The sequence below is a fragment of the Adhaeribacter sp. genome (genome assembly GCF_057359045.1).
The window spans coordinates 66,464-89,716 of record NZ_JBMQUD010000111.1 but is presented as its reverse complement, the minus strand read 5'-3'; the positions used below and the strand labels follow the sequence as shown (position 1 = coordinate 89,716).

The following is a 23,253-nucleotide window of genomic DNA, read 5'->3' as shown; positions in this document are numbered from 1 at the left end:
GTTGGCACCCGTACTGGCCGCTTATCATTCATTTCTGAAACCGCATTTATCAAAAGAAAAATACCAGCAGTACCGGCAAGTATGTCTCGAAAAATGGACCGCTTACGACCGGCACAAAGTGGTGCGCTACTGGACTGAAAGCGATAAGTGGGTAGATATTGGCTTTCAGGAATTTAACGAAATGGGCAATGCCTTTGGGCAATCGGTGTTCAGTAATCTATTTATGTATTTGAGCGAGCAGCACGAGCCGGACGGCAAACCAGAGCAGTTTCTGAAATGGGCCCAGGAAAGTGCGGCAGATATTATCAAGAATTGGGATTTTAATAACCCGCGGCACATGTGGTGGATCCGGAACGCCGAACATATTACCCCGCAGGCCCTAGCTTTCTTTTTAATGGTTGCGCCCGATAAAGCCCCGGCCGGAACAAAAGAAAAATTAATGGCCTGGCGCGACCACATGAAAGCCAAAACCGCAAATCTCTGGCATTACCGGGTACATAGCGAAACCGAGTGGGCGCATCCTAAAACAAAAGAATTAGGTGGCGCACCCGCTTTAGGCGGTTCTATGTTTGCCGTTAGTCATTTGCTCCAGGACCCAGAGCTGCGGGCAATTGGCTGGTCGCAGGTAAATTTTGTATTTGGCGCTAACCCGGTAGGGGCCCACATCAGCAATAAAAGCCCCGAAAGACTAGCGTTAAACGGATATTGGGAAGGCGTAGAAATAGGCTGGCCCTGGGCGTATAAAAATGGCTACGGCTTGCTGGGCAAAGTAAGAGGTACTTTAGACGGTACACCCCTGGATAGCCATTTTCCGCGACCAAGACAAATGAGTGCAACTGCCGCTAATGCCGAACCATTACCCGAAATTACGAATGGTTCTTACGGCACCGAAGGCTGGGCCATTTCTAACCGGGGCTGGATGGCTACCCTTACTTTTTCTACGCTGGGCTCGCACCAGGTACGCTTATTAAATAAAACCGGAAAAAAAGAAATAACCACGGCTAAACCAAACCAGGAAATAATATTAGAGCTGAAAGCCGCTTTAAATCAGGATTGGCAAACCGCCGAAAAAGCCTGGGTAGAAGTAGCGGCCAATGATCAGCCTTTCGAGAAAGTAACGGTAACCGAAACCGGACCCAATACGGGTATTTTCCGGTCAACATACAAAGTAGGTAGCAAGGGTAAGCTTCAGGTAAAATACGGTTACCTGGGCTTTGCTAAACAAGCCAGCTTAGCCATAAAATAACAGGTATAACCCCATTCTATTCAGCCGAATTAATATGATACCAACCCGAAAGCAGAAACTATTTGTATTAAATTATTTACCGCTAAGCTTGTTGTTAGGGGTATTTAGTTTTGTAAGTATTCGGTGCAGCACACCCGCTGGGCAAGCCTCCGCAAATAAAAATTTAACTTTAAAGAATAACCAGTTAAATATCAGCTGGCAAAAGAACGAACAGGGCTGGCAGGTACAGCAGGTGCAAGTAGCCCAAAATAATGGCTGGGTAACGGCCGAGATGCCTTCCGGCGAATATACCTTTTTGTATTCGCCGACCAGACCTGATAGTACGCCGGTAAAAATCATGCACCAGGGCCAGGAAGTTAATATTCCGGAAGAATCTTTTAAATATATCCGGCCAACGTGGTTAAAAGCCATCAGCCCGGTAGGTATGAATATTGCCGGACAGGCCATTCATTTTTATCCCGGCGCGGGCGAACAGCAAGCCACCGGCCAAATAAACTTCCGCCACGAAACCACCACCGCCATCGTTAGCTCCGATTGGGCTTTAGACGAAAAATATCCGAACGATATATTGGTAACCTTATCGCTTACGGCCAAGACCGACGGCTATTATTCTTTGGCAACGCCTACCTTAACTACCGTGCCGGAGACCTCGCTCACCTGGGGAATATTGCCGGGTTATTTTCAGGGGAAAGCTTTGCAACCCAACTTTGTACTGGCAGCCGCTTACGGGCAAGGCATTCCGGATAAACCTTTTGTGGTCCGGGAGCGCACCGCATCTACCTTGGCTCCTATTTTAAGCTCTAAAACTGGGGTTAGTCTGGCCGTTATTCCGGAGCCGGGCGTAGGGCGCGACCCTTGGGAAAAAGACCAGAATACCCACAACCAATGGCAATTGGGCTTATCGCTCATGAACCGGAAAGCGCAACTTACGCCCACGGCTTACCACCCGGTTTTAGGCCAGAAAGGTTCTAAACTAAAGGCCGGCGAGCAAATTCAGTATCGTTTCCGGTACACACTGCAAGCCGCCGATTGGTTTACCGTTTACAAACACGCCATTTACGATATTTATAAGTTCACCGATTTTTTAGCCTTAAAACAAACGCAGCAATCGCTCACCGACCGCTTACTGGCGATGCACAAATACGTGATAAACGACAAAACCTCTTTGTGGAACGAAGTAGAATTTGAAGGAACCAAAATAGGAGCGCAATCTTATTTGGGGGGTGTAGTAGGGGCCGATAAAGATGCGATTAAAAACTCCGATTACGGCGCCATGTGGATGCTGGCTACCATTACCCAAGACCCGGTATTGCAGAAAACCCGTTTGCCGTTTGCCCGCAATTTTAAATTAAAGCAGCAGGAAGATAAACCAGGCTTTTTTCAGGGGGCGGCTGTGGGTCAATATTATTTATATAAGAGCAAAAAGTTTGTCGAGGAATGGGGTTCGCACGTGGAGCCTATCAGCCTGACGTATTATACCATGCTCGATTTAGGCAATATTTTATTGTTTCAGCCAAACGATAAAGAACTGAAAGAACGGTTGCGCCTGGGAGCAGAGCGTTTGCTAACCTGGCAAAAACCGGCCGGCAACTGGGACGTTGCCTACGACCGTAACACGCAAAAGCCTGTTTACACCGATTTAACCGATTTGCGCCCTACTTTTTACGGGTTAATTGTAGCTTACCGGATTTTAGGTGATAAAAAATATTTAGAAGCCGCCGAACGCGGAGCCGATTGGTTTATTAAAAACGCCGTTGATAAAGGTCATTTTACGGGTGTTTGCGGCGACGTACGCTTTGTAAACGATTTTGCCACTGGTCAGAGCGCCCAGGCCCTGCTGGATTTATACGATATTACCCAAACCGAGCGCTATAAAGCTGCCGCCATTGAAGCGGCTCGCATTTACACCGCTTCTATTTATACCCACCCCATCCCGACGAACCAAAGTAAAACCGTAAAAGGCATAGCCCGCAAAGACTGGCAAATCAGTCAGGTAGGATTAAGCTTTGAGCACGGCGGCACCATGGGTTCGGCCAACGGGAACGGACCGATTCCGCTGGCCAGCCATGCGGGTTTGTTTTTGCGCATCAGCCAGCTTACCGGCGAACCGCTTTACCGCGATATGGCCCGGGCCGCTGCTTTGGGCCGCGATGCCTTTGTAAATCCGCAAACCAGCGTAGCATCTTATTACTGGCGTAACATGGATGCCGGCGCCGGTCCGTTCCCGCACCACGCCTGGTGGCAAATTGGCTGGATTACCGATTATTTACTTTCCGAAGTGAGCCTGCGCTCCGATAATAAAATAACTTTTCCCCGCGGCTTTATTACGCCTAAAGTTGGTCCGCACCAATCTTACGGGTTTGCACTGGGCAAAATATTTAGCCAACCGGCCAATTTAGTTTTACACGATGGTTTAATAAATCCGGGCAACGCCAATGTAGATTATATCAGTGCTTTGGCTACCGATAAAAATAAATTGTACGTGGTTTTATTAAATAACCAGGCCGAACCCTTAACAATTAATCCCCAATTAGATCCTACTCATCTGCTGCCTAATAAAAAAGTAGTCTGGCAAACCGCTTCACTTATTACTGCGGATGGAAAAACAACCAAAACAAATATTAATAATCCGGTAAATATTCCCGGGTTTGGTATGGCCATCTTAGCCCTTGATTTTTAAAATACCACAGGATAAAATAAATGAATCAATCTGACCAAAATTAGAAAATGCAGCAACTCGATTTTATAGTAATGGCCGCCTTTGCCTTATTTGTATTAATAGTAGGCCTGGCCTTTGCCCGCACCGGTTCCGATACCAAATCGTTTTTTGCCGCCGGTGAAAATGCCCCGTGGTGGGTAAGTGGTTTGTCGCTGTTTATGAGTTTTTTGTCGGCGGGTACTTTTGTGGTGTGGGGTTCTATTGCCTACGACCAGGGCCTGGTAGCTATTACCATTCAGTTAACCATGTGCGTGGGCGGTTTGGTTACGGCTTTGTTTATTGCGCCCCGCTGGAAACGGGCCGGCGCGCTTACTGCCGCCGAATATATTGGCAACCGGCTCGGCACCAAATTACAGCAGTTTTTTACTTATATATTTTTGCTGGTGGCCCTGGTAACTACGGCCCAGGTTTTGTACCCGGTCGGGAAATTGGTTTACCTGGCTACGCCATTCTCTTTAGAGGTTTCTATTCTGCTGCTGGGTATTATGGTAATTATTTACACGGCCGTAGGAGGCTTGTGGGCCGTAATGGTAACCGATGTGCTGCAGTTTGTTATCTTATTTGCGGCGGTATTAATCGTGTTGCCGCTGTCGCTCGATTACGTGGGGGGCTTGGATAATTTTATTCAGAAAGCACCGGAAAATTTCTTTGCGCCATTATCCGGCGATTATTCATTGGGCTTTATTCTGGCCTTTACGCTTTATCATTGTGTGTACATCAGCGGTAGTTGGCCTTTTGTGCAGCGCTACACCAGCGTTAAAAGCGAAAAAGAATCCCGGAAGGTGGCTTTTCTGTTTGTGGGCATGTATTTATTCAGCCCGTTTATCTGGATGCTGCCGCCCATGATTTACCGGGTAATGAATCCGGAGTTGAGCGGATTGGAATCGGAGGGAGCTTACCTGATGATTTGCAAAAAAATATTGCCGGCCGGTTTGCTGGGCCTAATGCTGGCGGCCATGATATCGGCCACGGCCAGTACCGCCAATACCATTCTGAATTTATTAGCCGCCGTATTCACCAACGATATTTACAAGAAGCTTTTTAGACCCAATGCCTCCGAAAAACACGCGGTTGGCGTGGGCCGGTTAGCCACCGTGGTATTTGGTTTAATTACGGTTGGCCTGGCGTTGTTGGTGCCAAAAGTGGGTGGCTTGGTAAGCGTGGTTTTAGCCATTGGTGCTATTACGGGCGGTTCGTTGTTAGCCCCGGTAATCTGGACGCTCTTTTCCCGGCGGCAAACGGCTTTTTCCATCTTCATCACTTCTATTGCTTCCTTAGCCCTAAGCTTGTTCTTTAAGTTTATCACGCCCTTTGCTTTTAATTTTACTTTATCCAAGGCTGCCGAAATGATCGTGGGTATTGGTTTTCCTTTGCTTATTCTGGCGGTGTTCGAATGGGTTATTTACCGAAATGTGCGCGAATCGGCCGAATACAACAACTACCAGCAATGGATGGCAAACAAAGCGGCGCATAAAATTATTCAACCCGAAACCGAAATAGCCGCTGGCAATGCCCAGAATACTTTTGGGGTAAAGGCTATTTCGATTGGGTTAGGCATAACGGGTTTGGGTATACTGGTTCTGGGCCTTATTGCAACTAGCAGCCAGGGTTTGGTGGCGGGCATGGGTGTTTTTATTCTGATGCTAAGTCTGCCGGTGTGGTGGCTGGCCGTGCGTGTCCCCAAAGCAGTGGATAAACCAGAAGTTGCTTACAAATAAAGTGCTTGGTTAAGAAAAACTGGATTAATTCTAATCTGTTGAACTGGAAAAATATTCTTTTCCTCGCATTGTTTTTTTCTTCTGAATCCAATGGGAAATACTTTAAATAAAGCATTATGAAATATTTATTACATCTGTTCCTGATTGTTTTCCTGCACCAAACGGGGGCGGCGCAAACGGCAAACGGCGAAGAAAAAGTATCGCTCAATGGCCAGTGGGCTTTTAAGATTGACCCCAATAATGTAGGCGAAGAAAAGCAATGGTTTAGCCCGCAACACCAAGCTTTGGGATGGGATAAAATGGAAGTGCCTGGCAACTGGGATACCCACAACGAATACGCGCATTATGCCGGCAAGGGCTGGTACCGCAAAGATTTAAATGTACCCCAGAATTGGCAGGGCAAAACCATCCGGCTAAATTTTGAGGCGGTTTACCACGATGCCAAGGTTTGGCTCAACGGCAAATTATTAGGCGAGAGCCACAGCGGCTTTTTCCCTTTTGAATTTGATGTAACCCAAAACTTAAAATACGGCGCTAAAAATACTTTAGTAGTGGTGGCCGATAATACCTTTAAACGCGGCGCTACCTGGAATTGGGGCGGCATCCGGCGGCCGGTTACAATATTTATTAATAATCCGGTACGCGTAGAACAGACGCACGTATTGGCAACGCCTAACCTGAAAAGTGGCACGGCCCAGGTAGCGGTAAAACTTTTATTGCGCAATGATAGCAAAACCGCCCAGAAGATAACCGGCAATATTACCCTCACCGATAAAAATGGTTTGATTAAGTCGGGGCAAGGAGATAAAAAATTAGCTTTTGCGGTTACACTGCCACCCAACAGTTCTACGCCTTATACTTTAGAAACGGCTTTAAACAAAAAACAGGTGCACCTGTGGCATTTCGACGATCCGTTTCTGTATCAGGTAACCGTAAAAATTGCGCAAGGAAATAATACCCAATACCAGGTAACCGACCGTTTTGGTATCCGGAAGCTGGAAATAGATGGCCTGAAAGTAAAACTGAACGGCGAAGAAGTACGCTTAATGGGATACAACTGGGTGCCCGACGACCGGACCACCGGCAATACCTTACCCGCCTGGCGCTACAAAGCCGATATTGATTTAATGAAAAAAGCCGGCGCCAACATGACCCGCCTGTCGCATTTGCCTTTACCCAAAGAAGTGCTGGATTACATTGATGAAAAAGGCATTTTGGTGTTCAGCGAAATTCCATTATGGGGCCAGGATGCGCTCGTAGATGCAAATAATCCTTTGCCCAAACAATGGCTAAAACAACTGGTGCACTCGCAATATAATCATCCGTCGGTAATTGGTTGGTGTGTGGGCAACGAAATAGGGTTTGTCAGCGCCAACCCCGGCGTAATGGCGTACGTGGAGTCGGCGATTAATTACGTGAAGCAGGAACTGGACAATTCGCGGTTAGTGGTGTACGTGAGTCACTCGGCGGATGCTCAGAAAACCGACCCGGTGCAATTTTCAGATATGATTTTATTAAACAAATATTCGGCGCTGGGCAAATTAGCCGATATAGCTTATCAGAACCACCCGGGCAAACCCCTATTTTACTCGGAGTACGGCTATAATTTAACCAGCGAAAATTTAAACCTTGGGGTAATCGATGCTAAAGGTATGCTCAACAGCATCCGCAACCGCGATTATTTAATGGGCGCTTCCCTCTGGACTTTTAACGATTACCGCAGCGCCTGGCAGGCCCACGCCGCTTGGAACACGGCGCCCACCGGCAACCGCGCCTGGGGTATTGTAAATGTTTTCCGGCAACCCAAAAGAGCCTATGCCGCTTTTCAGAAAGAATATGCGCCCATCCGGGGCCTGGCGGTACAACTTCCAACTAACCTGCAACTTGGCCAACAGGTAAAAACAGCGGTAAATATTAAGCCCCGCGGTAAATTAGATTTGCCGGCTTTTACGCTCCGGAATTACAAATTAATTTGGGAAGCCCGGGATGTAAGCGGCAAAACTACCCAAAGCGGTTTTAACAACTTACCTGCCATAAGCCCCGGCGACAAAGCTTTAACTACTACCGTAAACTGGCAGGTGCCCCAGCAAAATGGCGGCTTACTTAAGCTTTCTTTGTTATCGCCGACCGGCTATGCCGTGTACGATACCTTGGTGTATTTGCAAAAGCCGGTAGCTCCTAAAATTAAAGCAATAATTCCGGGCGAAAGCGGGGTACGGGTCTTGTTCGAAAAAAATCCGACCGCCGAATATTATGTGGTTAAATACGGTAAAACCGAGCTCACCAGCCGCAGCGATACCACCATTAACCATTATATTGATATAAAGAAATTAGAGAAAGGACAATCTTACCAATTTGCCATTGCGGGTATTAATAACCTGGGCGAAGGAACAGCCTCGGCCCCGGTAAAAGCTACCCCCACCACTGATTTCCTGCCGCCCGTAATCTGGTATACCGAAGCCGCCGACAGTAGCTTTTTTATTGGGTACGGCTACGAGAATTTCGATTACCTGTATACCATCCAGTACGGACCCGATTTAAAAGACCCGGCTAAAACCAAAACCCTGCGGGTAACTACCCGGGGGCTGTGCCGAGTGCCCAATTTAATTAACGGCCAGGCTTACCAGTTCCGGATGAAACGGACTTTGCAGCAATATGTAGAAAGCGATTGGTCGGAAATTTATACCGTTACCCCAGACGGCAAGCAAGCTCCGGTTGCGCCCCAAGTTAAAAGTGTAATGCGCCAGGGTAGTGAGGCCATTATTGCTTTAGAGCCCGTGCGTAAAGCAACCGGTTACCGGGTTACTTATCCCGAAAACGGTGCTACCAAGTCTGTAGAAGTAAATGCGGGTTTGGCTGAATACATTGAGGTTAAAAATTTAAAGAAAAATAGCTCCTATACCTTAACTCTAACCGCTAAGTCGGAACACGGCGAATCTAAAGCCGGGCAGCCGGTAAGGGGCGCTGCTACTTTTAGCCAAAAATAATATTAGACTAGCCCTTAACCGGGAAAATATTACCCGATACTGCCGGTACAAAGAATTAAGCATGATCATTATTTTAAGAGTTTTCTTTTTTAGTTTTTTAGTTTTTATAACCGGCAACTTACAGGCTTCGGCGCCAGCGCGGGTTATAAAAATTAAGAAGCCAGGGTATGAGTTATACCTGCAAAAAGCAGGCTTTAAATATGCGTTTAAGATTAAAGGTAAAAGCCTCGCCGATTTTCATTCGATCTCCGGATTGCGGTTTTCTGCGCCCGGCGATACCTTATTGCACGAGGCAACCAGCACCGAAATAATTTCCCAAAAACCGGATTTGCTGCAACTTTCGGTGAAAAACAGCCAAGGTAATAAAGCCGCCGTTTACCTTTATTTAGCGGATGATTATATAAATATTAAAGTTAAACCGCACTCGGAAAGTGCCATCGCTGAAACAAAGTTTATAATCGATATCCGGACGGCCCCGGTGCAGCCAGCTTACGGCTTAGGCGACCACGGCGGCTTTGGCCCCAGCACCAATGTTTTTGGCTTTGCGAGTAACCGCTTCCTGAACACCGACGACCGCCACCGCTTTATTTCCAGCTTTGCCATATTTCCGGCGCAGGGTATGGGCCAAGTAGTCTTCGAGAAAGGCCACAAACGGATTGGCATAAATGCTTTGGAAAATAAAATGGGCGTGGCTAAAGTAACCGAATTAAATGCCTATTATTTTTTTGGTTCGCCGGAAATAATTTATAAAAATTATGCCTTCATCAAGCAAAAAGAAGGTTACCCTGATTTAAAACCCAAGTACGATTTTTTTAGATTAGGCTACGAAGCGTTTGGCTCGCTGGGTTGGAATACTTACCAGACTTCGGTACAGAAAGATTTAGAAACCTACCTGCAAAAAGGCTATCATTTAAATTGGGCCGTAGTAGGCTCGGGTTTCTGGAAAGGCGAACGCAAAAAGCCTACCGAAGGTACTACCAACAGCTTTGGTATTTGGGACGATACCGCCGAACCCGGCCGGCAAGATGGCTTGCCCAACCCGCGTTACCCAGATGTAGAAGCATTTAAAGCTTTTTTTAAACAACATAATATTAATTTCCTAATTGGTTTGCGCACCAATTTTAAAGCACCCAAAACGGAAGGTGGATTTTACGATACCGTCAACAACGGTCCGTATACGCCGCAAGGGTTAGAAAACCATTATTTCCTCGAAAATCAGCAAGGCCAGCCTAGTCCTTATAAAGTCAATTTTCCGCAGGGTAATATTTACATCTTAAATCCAGAAAAGTCGGCGGCGGTTAACTGGTTTGCCGAAGGTTTTAAAAAGTGGGGGGTAAACGGCTACAAAGAAGACATGATGCTGCACGACGGCATTAAGCTAAACAACGATGCCAAACTTAATAAAGTAAACGAACACCTGATGCAACAGGGAAACCTGGTAATGGTTCGGAACTCGGCCTACGCGGTGCCCGGCGATATTTTGCGGCTCGAAGATACGAAACACGGTTTTGACCAGGACCGGCCTATCATAAATGCCTTAAATTACGCGGCCAGCGGCGCGCCCAACGTGTACCCCGACATTGTAGCGGGCAAATATTTAACCGTACCGCTTACCCCGGATCAGAAATTATATTTTGTCCGGAATGCCATGTTTTGTGCGGTTAGCCCGGTTATGTCGGTGGGCTTGGGGCCGTGGCACCTGGAAAACCCCACGTACGAAGCCGCCGTGAAAAAAGCAGCCGACTGGCACAACCAATTGGCGCCCTATATTTATAGTGCGGCTGTCGAAAGTTTTGTAACCGGTTATCCGCACACGCTTACGCCTTTGCCCATTGCTTTTCCAAAAGATGCGGCTACTTATAATTTAGCGAATAAGACCAAGCGGCAATATTCCTGGCTGCTAGGCCCATCGTTGCTGGTTACCCCGGCTTACGGCAACGACTACGCTACTGTGCAAACCCGCCATGTGTATTTACCCAAAGGCCAATGGCTCGACTACGAAACCGGAAAATTATTTAAAGGCCCCCTTACCTTACCTGATTACGCTTTCCCTTACGATAAAATTCCGGCTTTTATTGGGGGCAAGGGCGTGCTGGTAACCGCAGAAAAAAACGGCTTGTACGCCACTGTTTACCCCGTGAGCAACAGAGGCTCAATATATACTTTTACCTACCCCGATGGCACAGCGCAATCGATAATCAAAAATAATAATAAAGGTTGGCAGCGGGGCAGCTTGCAAATAATAGATGCCACCACCGGACAAAAAGTAACTTTTACTTTTAAAGAAAAACACCAGGCTTTTTCTTTTGCCTTGGCTCCCGGTCATCATTACGAACTAAGAGGCGGCAACTAAAGCAGTTCTTAGGGTAAATTAAATAAAGCGTAAAATAGAAGTTGAATAATCCTGCAAAGGATGTAAAAGTTTAAAAATGCGGAAAGAATCGTTTGTTACCGATAGAAAACCCAGAACAGAAGAAATCAATACCGATTTAGTAATAGTGGGAGGAGGGTTGGCCGGCACGTGCGCGGCCATTACGGCGGCCCGCGCCGGCATAAAAGTGATTTTGGTGCAAGACCGGCCGGTACTCGGAGGTAATTCATCGAGCGAAGTACGTCTGTGGGTACTGGGTGCCACCTCTCACATGGGCAACAACAATCGCTGGGCCCGCGAAGGCGGCGTAATCGACGAAATATTAGTAGAAAACACCTACCGCAACCCCGAAGGCAACGCTATATTTTTCGATACCATCTTGCTGGAAAAAGTGGTCTTGGAACCCAATATTACTTTATTTCTGAATACCGCGGTTTACGAGGTAGAAAAAGCCGCGGAAGATAAAGTTGCGGCGGTATATGCCTTTTGCAGCCAGAACTCCACCCAGTATAAATTTAGCGGTAAGTGGTTTTGCGATGCTTCCGGCGATGGTATACTGGCTTTTGGCGCTGGGGCTGCTTTCCGGATGGGGGCCGAAGCCCAGGAAGAATTTGGGGAAAAATTTGCGCCCACCGAAGAATATGGCGAACTCCTGGGCCACACCATTTATTTTTACAGCAAAGATGTGGGGCGGCCGGTAAAATTTACGCCGCCTAGCTACGCCCTGCAGGATATTACCCAAATACCGCGTTACAAAAGTTTTAATGCCGATGATTTTGGCTGTCGCCTCTGGTGGATTGAATATGGCGGACGCTTGGATACTGTGCACGAAACCGAAAAAATTAAATGGGAGCTCTGGAAAGTAGTTTACGGCGTTTGGAACTACATTAAAAATTCGGGTAAATTCCCGGAAGCCGAAAACCTGACCCTGGAGTGGGTAGGCAATATTCCGGGCAAGCGCGAAAGCCGCCGTTTTGAAGGCGACTACATGTTGCGCCAGCAGGATATTGTAGAACAAAAAACTTTTCCGGATGCCGTGGCTTTTGGTGGCTGGTCGATTGATTTGCACCCCGCCGACGGCGTATTTAGCGAAAAGCCCGGCTGCAACCAGTGGCACGGCAAAGGGGTTTACCAGATTCCGTTCCGGTGTTTTTACAGCCGCAATATTTCTAATTTATTTTTGGCCGGCCGCATTATCAGTGCCTCGCACGTGGCCTTTGGTTCGTCGCGGGTAATGGGCACCTGCGCCCACGGCGGACAAGCCGTAGGTATGGCGGCGGCGCTGGCGGTTAAAAACAACTGGACACAAGTACAGCTTACCCAACCCCAAAATATTCAAATTTTACAGCAGGAGTTATTAAAAACCGGTCATCATATTCCGGGCGTTAAGTTAAATACCCTGCATAATCTGGTAAATACCGCCCAAATAGCTGCTTCCAGTGAGTTGGTTTTAACAGAAATTCCTTTTAACGGTCCGTGGCTGAACCTGGAATATTCGGCGGCCCAAATGCTGCCAGTAGCGGCCGGTAAACTGCCCGGTATAACTTTGCAGGTTAAAGCCGAAGAAGCTACTACGCTTAATGTAGAGTTACGCATTAGCAGCAAACCTTTTAACCACACTCCCGATACTACGCTGGCGCAAAAAGAAATTAAACTGGAGGCCGGCAAACAAGCCATTTATGTAGATTTTGAGTATGAAGTTGACCAGCCGCGTTTTGTTTTTATTTGCCTGATGAAACATGAGAGCGTAGTCGTAAAAGGCAGTGAGCAACGTATAACCGGACTTTTAACGGTTTTCAATAAAGTAAATAAAGCCGTTTCTAACTTCGGTAAACAAACGCCGCCCGCCGAAATAGGGGTAGATGAATTTGAATTCTGGTGCCCCCACCGCCGGCCGGCCGGGCATAATTTTGGTTTACAGTTAGAGGCAGGTATTGTTTTGTTTTCGGCAGATAATGTAAATAATGGTCTCTTTCGGCCTGTGGCCAACCCCAATGCCTGGGTAGCCGCTGCGAATGATCATAATCCAAAATTATTTTTTGAATGGAAAAAGCCCCAGGAAATAAAAGAAGTAATATTGGCTTTTGATACAGATTACGACCACCCAATGGAGTCGTCGTTGATGGGCCACCCCGAAACCAATATGCCGTTTTGCGTGCAGCACTACCGCTTGTGCAACGACCAGGGCGAAATGATTTACGAAGTCCGGGATAATTACCAAACGATAAACAAAATAATATTTGAGAAGCCTATCGTTACAAGTAAACTGGTAATTGAGCCTTTGCCCCCGCGCCCGGAAGTGCCCGCCGCTATTTTTGAAGTGCAGATTTATTAAATATTGATTGGTTTACTTAAGAAAGGCTCTTGTTGGCTGGCTCGTATTTATTACGCGCGAAGCCAACAAGAGCCTTTTTATTCTTTACCCGTTTTGTTTGCATGCAGTACGCTGCCTTTTGGCAGGAATCAGAAAATTGTTTAATAAAAGCCTGTTCTGAATATTTCGGAAACTAAGCGTAAAATAGCTTTTAATCGGAATGGGTTACCCAACTTATTCTGGATACACATAGTATAGCTGGTAATTTATTTTGATGATTGCCGGAATATTAATTATTATTGACAATCTGTTGTCTGAAATTTATTTGGTTATAGCAAGCTTGTTCATTTCCGGTAAATAATGCCTTTTTTAAATTATTCCGTTTTCATGCAAAATAAATTTAAAGCCAGCACTTTCATAATAGGTATACTGATTTGCCTGGGTGCCGTAAAAGTAGCTGGTTCTAATACCCGTATTGTTAAACCGAATAGCATGGCGCCAACCGAAAATCCAGGGCCGGAAAGTAATGTCCAACCCGCCGATACCGCCCTAAGCCAATTGGTAGCCGGAGAGGCCAAAGTAAAGCTCATCGATAATAAATTTAGCTTTACCGAAGGACCGGCCACCGACCGGGCCGGCAATATTTTTTTTACCGATCAGCCCAATAACAAAATCTGGAAATACAGTACCGATGGCAAGCTGACGATTTTTTTAGATCCCGCCGGCCGGGCCAATGGTTTAGCTTTCGATAAAAAGGGCAATTTGCTGGCCTGCGCCGATGAGCATAACCAATTATGGTCTATTAGCCCGCAGGGAAAAATAACGGTTTTGGTTAAAGATTTTCAGGGCAAACGCCTGAACGGCCCCAACGATTTGTGGCCAGACCCCAAAGGCAATATTTACTTTACCGACCCCTATTACCAACGTTCGTATTGGACCCACAAAACACCGGATATTGTTGCCCAACAAGTATATTTATTGCCCAAAGGTAAACAGGAACCTATAGTGGTGGCCGGCGATTTAGAACAACCGAATGGCATTATTGGCACCCCGGATGGTAAATATTTATTTGTAGCCGATATTAAAGCCAACAAAACTTACAAATACCAGATTGCCGCTGATGGTACTTTAAAAGAAAAGCAGCTTTTTGTGGCGCAAGGGTCCGACGGCATGACCCTAGATGAGCACGGGAATCTTTACCTCACTGGGAAAGGCGTTACTGTTTATAACCCGCAAGGCAAAAAGATCGGGCACATTGCGGTGCCCGCTAACTGGACTGGTAATGTAACTTTTGGCGGCAAAAACCGCAATATTTTATTTATTACCGCGTCGGAGTCGGTGTTTGTTTTGCCAATGTGGGTAAAAGGAATACAATAGTTAGTTAACTTATTTAATCAGGCCCAGCTTAACAAGCTTTCTTGCTGTATAACTACACTATTAAGGGCTACCCAATTGGTTGGTGCTCTTGCCAGGCAGCTGTTTTATAACCTTTGCTGTATTAAAGGCTTGTCTGAGCCATACTATTTAAATAGTCTATTCTCTAGTTAATTTTCTGGCTTTTTATTTAGGTTTTGAGCTTTAGTTTATTTCTAATAGTCTGCTATATTTATTGATAATTTTTTATCAATAAATTTATATTGCTTAAAATAGACTAAATTTATAAGGAGTATAATCAACATACCTATATATTACTTTATATTTAAGGCAGCTAAGCCTTACTAGGAATAAATATTTTTCGTTTGCTAAAATGTTTTAGCGTGTTAATCAGGGTTTTAAATAAATCTGCCGGATTAACTGCTAACAGTAGAGCCTTGAAGTTGCACAGAGAGGCTTTTTTTTATTTTTATATACTAAAAGGTTTTAGCTTAAATTTTTATTCACCCAACTTTTAAATGCATTTAGTGCCGGTTCAGTTTTTTACTTTTTCAATTATTTGTCTATGAAACAAAAATTACTGCAGAAAATGAGACACTTACTCATTCTTTATTTTACAATCCTTCTCACCCTGGATACCTTTGGGCAAGGGGTTTCTATCAAAGGTAAAATAACCGACGAGAATAATGGACCGTTGCCCGGGGTAACCATTTTGTTAAAAGGTACCTCTGTAGGTGCAACTTCTAATACCGAAGGGAATTTTACCTTGCAAGTGCCTAATCCCACGGGTGTATTGGTGGTTTCTTTTATTGGCTATACCACCAGAGAGATTCCAATCGATAACCGCACCACAATTAATATAAATATGGTGCCGGATGCGCAGGCCTTAGGCGAAGTAGTGGTGTTGGCGTACGGGCAGCAGAAAAAAGCAACCGTTACGGGCTCGGTGGCAACCATCCAAACCAAAGAACTGGTGCAAAGCCCGGTCTCTAACTTAACCAACGCTTTGGGTGGCCGCTTGCCTGGCTTAATTACCACCCAGCGGAGTGGCGAACCCGGGGTGGATGCGGCTACTTTTTACATTAGAGGCGTACACAGCTTAAATAACACTTCACCCATTATCATGGTAGACGGGGTGGAACGGAGCATGGATTACCTGGACCCCAACGATGTAGAAAGCATTTCTATTTTGAAAGATGCGGCGGCTACAGCGGTATTGGGTATGCGGGGAGCCAATGGAGCCGTGCTGGTAACTACCAAGCGGGGTAAAATAGGCAAGCCGCAGGTAAGTTTCCGTTCGTCGATGGGTTTTCAGGAGCCAACCCGTACGCCAGATTACCTGGGATCTTATGATTATGCCCGCTTACGCAACGAAGCCCTGATAAACGATGGTGCCCAACCAGTTTTTAATGAAGAACAACTGGAGGGTTATCGCAATGGTAGTTTGCCCAACACCGATTATTACAAATTCCTGATGAAACCTTCATTGGTGGCCTCGTCTAACCTGAATATTAGTGGCGGTACCGAATCGGCGCGCTATTTTATTTCGGCGGGTTACAACCGTTCCGAAGGTAACTACAAGTTTACCAAAGACAACCCGGAGGGGTATAATACTAACAACATGATGAACCGGTTTAACCTGCGGGCCAACGTAGACGTGGACGTATCGAAAAACCTGAGTGTGCGGTTAGATTTAGCGGGTATTCTTACCGCGCGGCGCGATGGCAACAACTCAGCCGGCAGCATCATGAACCTGGCTAATCGGATGGCACCTATCTACCCCATATTTAACGAAGACGGCTCTTTGTATGGTAACGGTACTTTTACCCAGAATATTTACGGCGAAGTAGCCCGCAAAGGCTACCGCGATTGGTTTAACAATACCGTGCAAGGTACTTTTGCCATGACCCGCAAGCTCGATTTTATTACCAAAAACCTGAAGGCGACTGGCTCATTTTCTTACGATAACACCAATACACCTAATGCCCAGTATGGTAGAAATTATGCGGTGTTTCAGCCAGAATACAATGCTTTAGGCGATGTGGCTAATTACCGGCAGTTTGGCAGCAATACCCAGATTAACCCCGATGGTAGCTTTGGCGGTGGCGATGCCCGCCGGAACACCTACATGGAAGCGGTTTTAAACTGGAACGAAACTTACGGGAAAAGCGAAGTTACGGCCATGGTATTAGGTAACCGCCGTTTGGTAAAAGAAAACTCCCGCATTCCGTTTGCTTACCAATCGGTATTGTTCCGGGGTACTTATACCTATAACACCAAATACATCGGCGAAATCAGTGCTTCTTACCAAGGCTCCGAAAACTTCCCCAAAGGTAGCCGTTACGGCTTATTCCCTTCTATTTCGGCCGGCTGGATTATTTCGGAAGAAAATTTCCTGAAAAACCAGGTAGCCATGCTGGACTTTCTTAAAATAAGAGGCTCTTACGGCGAAGTAGGTAATGACCGGTCCGGCTCAGAGCGTTTCCTGTGGTTTACTTCTTGGAGTAATGCTGGGGACAATGGAAATTATGCCTTTGGACCCGGTTGGCAGCAAGGAGCGGTGGGTAACGAAAACGTAACCTGGGAGCGGGGCCGCCAAGCCAATCTGGCTTTAGAAGGTACTTTGTGGAAAGGTAAATTAGGCTTTACGTTCGATGTGTTTAAAGAAAGAAGAACCAATATTTTATTATCCCGGAGTACTTTAACCGATGTTTTCGGGCAAGGTATTAAGCCGCAGAATATTGGTATTGTAGATAACCACGGTTTAGAGCTGGAACTGACCCACCACAACCAGATTGGCCGGGTTAGTTACTTTATTAAGCCCAACATCACTTATGCCCGGAATAAAATTGTGTACCAGGACGAAGTAGTGCGCCGCTACCCTTGGATGTACCGTACTGGCCACCCGGTAGGTACTAAATTTGGTTTGCTGTTCGATGGTTTCTTCCAGGATGCCGCCGATGTTGCCAATAGCCCCCGTCAGAATTTCTCTTCGTATGGTCCCGGCGACATGAAATACAAAAAATTAACGCCCGATGATGATTACGATTACATCCAGGAATCGTTTGATGAAACGGCCATTGGGTATAACAGAACGCCCGAGATCATGTATGGTGCCAGCATTGGCGTTAACTACCGCGGGTTCGACCTTTCTATATTATTGCAGGGCGCGGCTCACGCCGACGTAAGGTTAGACAACGAGGCGGTTTACGAATTTTTTCAGGAAGGCAAAGTTAAACCTTTCCACTTAAACCGCTGGACGCCCGAAACGGCTACCACTGCTACTTACCCCCGCTTGCACTACAGTACTAATGGCAATAACCACCGGGCATCTTCTTTCTGGATCCAAAGTGCCGATTACCTGCGGATTAAAAACGCCGAGTTTGGCTACACGTTGCCTAAAAACCTCGTGAGCATAGCCGGCTTGTCTTACTTCCGGTTGTATGTAAACGGCATGAACTTTTACACCTGGGATAAATTACTGGACTACCAGGTTGACCCCGAAATACAGGATGGTAACGGTGCCATGTACCCCATCCAGAAAATATGGAATTTCGGTATTGATTTAAGATTTTAAGCAGTAGGATTAAGATGAAAAAAAGATTTATAAAGTTTTTAATTATACCGGCACTGGTACTGGGTTCGCTCACGGGTTGTGAGAATGATTTCCTCGACCGGGCTACCACTACCCAGCAACAAGACCAGGATATATTCTCCACCTTCAACATGACCGACATGGTGGTGAATAATTTGTACCGGAAAACCCGGGGCGTGTATACTTTCCTGGGTGGGCAAAACATGTCATCAGCCGCCGACGAATCAAAAGATGCTTCTAGTTGGATGGCTTCGATGCGGTTTAACAACGGCTCCTGGAGCGGTAACAACAACCCCATTGGCAATACCTGGCGCGAAGGGTATGTAGCCATTCGGCAGGCTAACCAAATTCTGGAAGGCGTTGAAAAATATAAAACGCCCGACGACCCCAACAACCCCGGCTATTTAAATAACCGCCTTGGCGAAGTTTATTTTCTGCGGGCCTGGCACCTGGCCGAACTGGTAAGACAATTTGGTGGAGTAATCGTTGTAACCAAAACCATTGGCCAAAACGATCAGGAAGCCCTTAACCGCCCCCGGAATACATACGACGAATGCGTAGCCCAAATTATTGCCGATTGTGATGCCGCTTATAGCCGCGTAGCCTTCGATTACCCCGCCAACCAGGTAGGTCGGGTTACCAAAGGCGCGTGTTTGGCCTTGAAAGCCCGTATGTTATTGTATTCGGCTAGCCCGTTGTGGGCTATTGCCGGTAAAACCAGCTTCCAGGCCGATATTAGCCCCAATAAAACCGCTTCTGATCCGGAGAAATGGAAAAAAGCTGCCGATGCCGCTAAAGCCGTAATTGATCTGGCTTCGCCACAGGGTGGAGCGGTATATGCCTTAGAACCAACCTTGGCAGCCCGTCAGGAAATGTTTAAACGCAATACCCTTATCAGCAAAGAAGTAATCTGGATCAGACGCGACGAAACCAACCAGGGCTACGACCAATATATATTTCCGTTTGGCAGCAGTGGCTGGTCGGGCGCATCGCCTACCCAGAATTTAGTTGACCTGTACGAAACCGATAACGGTTTACCCATTTCGGATCCGGCTTCGGGTTACGATGCCCTGCGGCCGTATGAGAAACGGGACCCGCGTTTTTATTCTGATATTTTGTATAACGGTGCCGATTTTAAAGGCCGTAAAATACAAACCTACGCCGGTGGCCGTGACGAAACCAGTACCCAAACCGACCATACCCGCACGGGTTATAACATGCGTAAACTGGCCGATGAAAGTATTACCATTGGCCAGGGAGCCGGTCGTTCTATTCATGGCATTCAGATGCGTTTGGCCGAGTTTTATTTAAGTTATGCCGAGGCGCTGAATGAATACAATCCCTCTGACCCCGATGTATTGCGGTACGTGAACCTGGTTCGGGTCAGAGCCGGCCAAAAGCCAATTGCTGCCGGTTTATCGCAGGAGCAAATGCGCCAGCGCATCCGCAACGAACGCAGCGTAGAGTTATCTTTTGAAAACCACCGGTTCTGGGACGTGCGCCGCTGGAAAATTGCCGAAGAAACCCAGGTGCAGATTTGGGGTATGCGGCCCATTCCGGATGCCAATACACCCACAGGTTTCCGGTACGAACGCTTTAAAGTAGAAGACCGGCCGTGGCGCAACGCCATGTATGTTATCCCGATTACCACCGACGAAACCTTGCGCAACAAGAACTTAATCCAAAGCGAAGGTTGGTAAAAACTGGCCCGAGTTGTTTTAAATACCGGTCTGACCATTAGCCGGCCGGTATTTAAAATAGCCACGGTAAAACCAGAGATGTAGCAGGATATCAGATTTAAAAACGCAAAATATTTAATACATGAAAAGAAAAATACGCACTCTTCTGGCGGGCTTATCGGTTATGTTATTGGCCTGGCAGCACGCCGCAGCGCAAGATATAACAGCCGCCGGCGGTACGGTTACAGTATCGCATGATAATAACAATGCCAACGAAAACGGGCTTAAAGTAGTAGATAATAATTATTCTTCTAAGTTCCTGCTTTTCGATTTTAACCTTAAAAAACCGATCTGGATTCAGTGGCAAGCCAATACGGCGGCGGTAGCGGGTATTTATACGCTTACGTCGGGCGGCGATGCGCCGGGGCGGGATCCTAAAAACTGGACTATACAAGGTTCCAACAACGGCACCACCTGGACAGTTTTAGATACCCGCACCAACGAAGTGTTTGAAACACGCGGTTTAACCCGTACATTCTTTTTTCAGAACACCGTAGCCTATACGCATTACCGTTTAAATATTACCGAAAACAACGGCGATGGTTTGTTTCAGTTAGCTGAGTGGCGCTTATTAACTGCTGCGGCTCCGCAAGCACCTTCCGATTTGGTAGCCCTTGCACCGGCTGGCACCGAAGTAGTATTAACCTGGAAAGACAATTCTAATTCAGAAGCCGGTTTTGATGTAGAATCCTCTACCGATGGTACTACTTTTACCCTTGTCGAAACTTTACCGGGGAATAGTACTTCATTTACCCACACCGGGTTAAATATTTCAACCAAATATTACTACCGGGTTACGGCCAAAAATGATTTCGGTAAATCGGCTTACACCAGTGTGGCTAACGCTACTACTTTAAGTTTTCCGGAAGCCCTGGTAGACCTGACGAATAACGGCGGAACCTTGTCGGTGCAACAAGAAAACACCAGTAATGCGAACGAAAACTCACCAAAGTTTATCGACAACAATGTTAATACTAAATTTTTGGTAAGTTCCGGTAATATCTGGATTCAGTATATCTCTAAAGATAAAGCCATCCTGACCAAATATACCCTTACTTCGGCCAACGATGCCGAAGATCGCGACCCCAAAGACTGGAAGCTGGAAGGCTCAAACAACGGTACCAACTGGACTACTTTGGATACCCGGGCGAATGAAATGTTTACCACTCGTTTCCAGAAAAGAACTTTTATTATTACCAACACGCTGCCTTTTAACTACTACAAAATAACCATTACCACCAAGGGCGGTTCGGCTTTTCAGGCGGCCGAATGGGAATTGTGGGGCCGCAAACTGGAGTTACCCGCTGGTCCGGCAAACTTAACGGTAAAAGCGCTTTCCGAAACCGAAATAAATATTACCTGGAAAGATAACTCGCAGAACGAAACTGGTTTTGAAATTGAGCGGTCTACCAACGGTACTAATTACGAAGTACTTACCCAAGTAGGAGCCAATGTAGCAGAATATACCGATAAAAACCTGGAGCCAGGCGGCGGCTATTATTACCGCGTGTCGGCAACCAGCCTTATTGGCAACTCGGTTTACTCTAACGTGGCGGCTACCCGCACCAAAGGTGGCAACACCGGTAAACCCAAGCCCGTAGCGGCGGCCATTTTATCGCCGAACGATGATAACGTAAACGATCGCTGGGTTATTCAAAACCTGAATTTATACCCATCAAACGAGGTGAAAATATTTGACCGGGCCGGCCGCATGGTATACTACAAACAAAATTATACCAACGATTGGGACGGCACTTACGAAGGGTCGCCGTTAGCCGAAAACGTTTATTACTACGTGGTTAAATTTTGGCCCGGCGTACCCGACCTGAAAGGTGCCCTGATGCTGGTGCGGGATAAATAATTTTATCCCGATTAAAAAAGTAAAAGTTAAAGCGTGGCTTTAAATCCATTAAAAAAATTAAGATGAAATATATAACAGTACAAAATAATAAGCGAAGCAAGCCGGTGCTTTGGTTGGGCTTGCTGCTAGGCTTGTTGGTTTTTTCGGGGCAAGTACAAGCCCAGCTAAACCCCCTGGGGCAATCTTATTTTCAGAACCAATATTTGGCTAACCCGGCTATGGCCGGCCTGAACAACGGTTTACAGGTAAATGTCGGTTTCCGGCAACAATGGACGGCTATGCCCGATGCACCCATTGGCCAGACTTTTACGGCCCAATACGGCTTTTTAGATAAATTGGGTTTTGGCGTAAATATTTACAACGACAAAGCCAGTATTTTAAAAGGAACCCGCGCCATGGGTACGGTGGCTTATCATTTACCGGTAGGTGCCAACGGTCAGAAAATAAGTATTGGGGTATCAGCGGGCGTAATGAACCAAAGCATCGATCCGGAAAATCCCGAAGACCTGTCGGATGTGAGCGTAACCCGCTTTAACGACCGCGGTATGTACCTCGACGGGGATATTGGTTTGGCGTATACCGGCAATAAACTTACGGTGCAGGCTTCGGTACCCAATGTAAGAAATTTCCGGAACGAGTACGAGTTAAGCAACTTTGCGAATGCGCCAACTTACTTTGCCGCTATCAGTTATAAAACCATTATTAACCTGGCCGAAGGCGTAAATCCGCTGGGGATTGAACCTAAGTTTTGCTACCGGGGTATAGATAATTTTAAGAGCATACTGGATATTGGGGCCAACTTTACTTTTATGCAGGAAAAGCTTAACCTGTTAACCATGTACCACAGTACTCAAAATGTTACCTTAGGAGTGGGTTATAACTACAAATCTTTAGGCATAACCGCCTTACACACCACCAAGGCTTATGATGTAAAGCAATACGCTACGAGTAATTTTGAAGTAGGTTTGCAATATTCTTTCTGGAACAATAAGTAATTTTTATTCATGTTCCGATAAAAAAAGCTGAAATGGGTTTTGTTACCTGTTTCAGCTTTTTTTATTTTAATTGCCTACGGATGTTACGGCAAAGAACCGATCTTCTCGCTACGTAGTAAAAGCACAGCACCTTTCTGTTTAATGCCCATACTACATCAATTCAGCGCTTTAAACAGAGGGTATATGGCGCGGGCACGTCTCGCTCAGGTCTTCTTTTTCCGGACATTGGCCACTATAAAAAAGCGCTTACTAGCAGAAGTCATTATCAGCGGAACACTGGCGAGAGCATTAGTACCAAAGCATTGAGGATTTTCTGCCAGAAAATATTGCAGCG

At 46.3% G+C, this 23,253-nt stretch carries 10 protein-coding genes and 1 pseudogene; all 11 read left to right on the top strand.

Annotated elements, in window-relative coordinates; all coding sequences use genetic code 11:
* Positions 1-1,246: pseudogene (locus ACO1R6_RS16970) on the top strand (hypothetical protein); the annotation flags it as partial.
* A 34-nt stretch (positions 1,247-1,280) separates the two neighbouring features.
* Positions 1,281-3,926, top strand: a complete 2,646-nt coding sequence (locus tag ACO1R6_RS16965; RefSeq protein WP_486266193.1) for a glycerophosphoryl diester phosphodiesterase — start codon at positions 1,281-1,283, stop codon at positions 3,924-3,926.
* A 47-nt stretch (positions 3,927-3,973) separates the two neighbouring features.
* Positions 3,974-5,683 (top strand): sodium:solute symporter family protein, encoded by a 1,710-nt coding sequence (locus ACO1R6_RS16960; RefSeq protein WP_486266192.1) that lies wholly within the window; start codon positions 3,974-3,976, stop codon positions 5,681-5,683.
* A gap of 116 nt (positions 5,684-5,799) precedes the next feature.
* Positions 5,800-8,670, top strand: a complete 2,871-nt coding sequence (locus ACO1R6_RS16955; RefSeq protein ID WP_486266191.1) for a glycoside hydrolase family 2 TIM barrel-domain containing protein — start codon at positions 5,800-5,802, stop codon at positions 8,668-8,670.
* A gap of 61 nt (positions 8,671-8,731) precedes the next feature.
* Positions 8,732-11,023 (top strand): hypothetical protein, encoded by a 2,292-nt coding sequence (locus ACO1R6_RS16950; protein WP_486266190.1) that lies wholly within the window; start codon positions 8,732-8,734, stop codon positions 11,021-11,023.
* 76 nt (positions 11,024-11,099) lie between these two features.
* Complete coding sequence (locus tag ACO1R6_RS16945; RefSeq protein ID WP_486266189.1) at positions 11,100-13,376, top strand: FAD-dependent oxidoreductase; 2,277 nt, start codon at positions 11,100-11,102, stop codon at positions 13,374-13,376.
* A gap of 366 nt (positions 13,377-13,742) precedes the next feature.
* Positions 13,743-14,732 carry an SMP-30/gluconolactonase/LRE family protein gene (locus tag ACO1R6_RS16940; RefSeq protein WP_486266188.1) on the top strand — a complete coding sequence of 330 codons (990 nt, stop codon included), beginning with the start codon at positions 13,743-13,745 and terminating at the stop codon, positions 14,730-14,732.
* Between the two features lie 586 nt (positions 14,733-15,318).
* Positions 15,319-18,306 carry a SusC/RagA family TonB-linked outer membrane protein gene (locus ACO1R6_RS16935; protein ID WP_486266187.1) on the top strand — a complete coding sequence of 996 codons (2,988 nt, stop codon included), beginning with the start codon at positions 15,319-15,321 and terminating at the stop codon, positions 18,304-18,306.
* 14 nt (positions 18,307-18,320) lie between these two features.
* Positions 18,321-20,024 (top strand): RagB/SusD family nutrient uptake outer membrane protein, encoded by a 1,704-nt coding sequence (locus tag ACO1R6_RS16930; protein ID WP_486266185.1) that lies wholly within the window; start codon positions 18,321-18,323, stop codon positions 20,022-20,024.
* A 121-nt stretch (positions 20,025-20,145) separates the two neighbouring features.
* A complete protein-coding gene (locus tag ACO1R6_RS16925; RefSeq protein ID WP_486266184.1) occupies positions 20,146-21,924 on the top strand; it encodes a T9SS type B sorting domain-containing protein in 1,779 nt (592 codons plus the stop codon).
* Between the two features lie 62 nt (positions 21,925-21,986).
* Positions 21,987-22,919 carry a PorP/SprF family type IX secretion system membrane protein gene (locus tag ACO1R6_RS16920; protein WP_486266183.1) on the top strand — a complete coding sequence of 311 codons (933 nt, stop codon included), beginning with the start codon at positions 21,987-21,989 and terminating at the stop codon, positions 22,917-22,919.
* The last annotated feature ends 334 nt before the right edge of the window (positions 22,920-23,253 follow it).

Bases quoted from the DNA above. Each gene is read 5' to 3' on its own strand.
- ACO1R6_RS16965 (WP_486266193.1), top strand. From the start codon at position 1,281: ATGATACCAACCCGAAAGCAGAAACTATTTGTATTAAATTATTTACCG.
- ACO1R6_RS16960 (WP_486266192.1), top strand. From the start codon at position 3,974: ATGCAGCAACTCGATTTTATAGTAATGGCCGCCTTTGCCTTATTTGTA.
- ACO1R6_RS16955 (WP_486266191.1), top strand. From the start codon at position 5,800: ATGAAATATTTATTACATCTGTTCCTGATTGTTTTCCTGCACCAAACG.
- ACO1R6_RS16950 (WP_486266190.1), top strand. From the start codon at position 8,732: ATGATCATTATTTTAAGAGTTTTCTTTTTTAGTTTTTTAGTTTTTATA.
- ACO1R6_RS16945 (WP_486266189.1), top strand. From the start codon at position 11,100: ATGCGGAAAGAATCGTTTGTTACCGATAGAAAACCCAGAACAGAAGAA.
- ACO1R6_RS16940 (WP_486266188.1), top strand. From the start codon at position 13,743: ATGCAAAATAAATTTAAAGCCAGCACTTTCATAATAGGTATACTGATT.
- ACO1R6_RS16935 (WP_486266187.1), top strand. From the start codon at position 15,319: ATGAGACACTTACTCATTCTTTATTTTACAATCCTTCTCACCCTGGAT.
- ACO1R6_RS16930 (WP_486266185.1), top strand. From the start codon at position 18,321: ATGAAAAAAAGATTTATAAAGTTTTTAATTATACCGGCACTGGTACTG.
- ACO1R6_RS16925 (WP_486266184.1), top strand. From the start codon at position 20,146: ATGAAAAGAAAAATACGCACTCTTCTGGCGGGCTTATCGGTTATGTTA.
- ACO1R6_RS16920 (WP_486266183.1), top strand. From the start codon at position 21,987: ATGAAATATATAACAGTACAAAATAATAAGCGAAGCAAGCCGGTGCTT.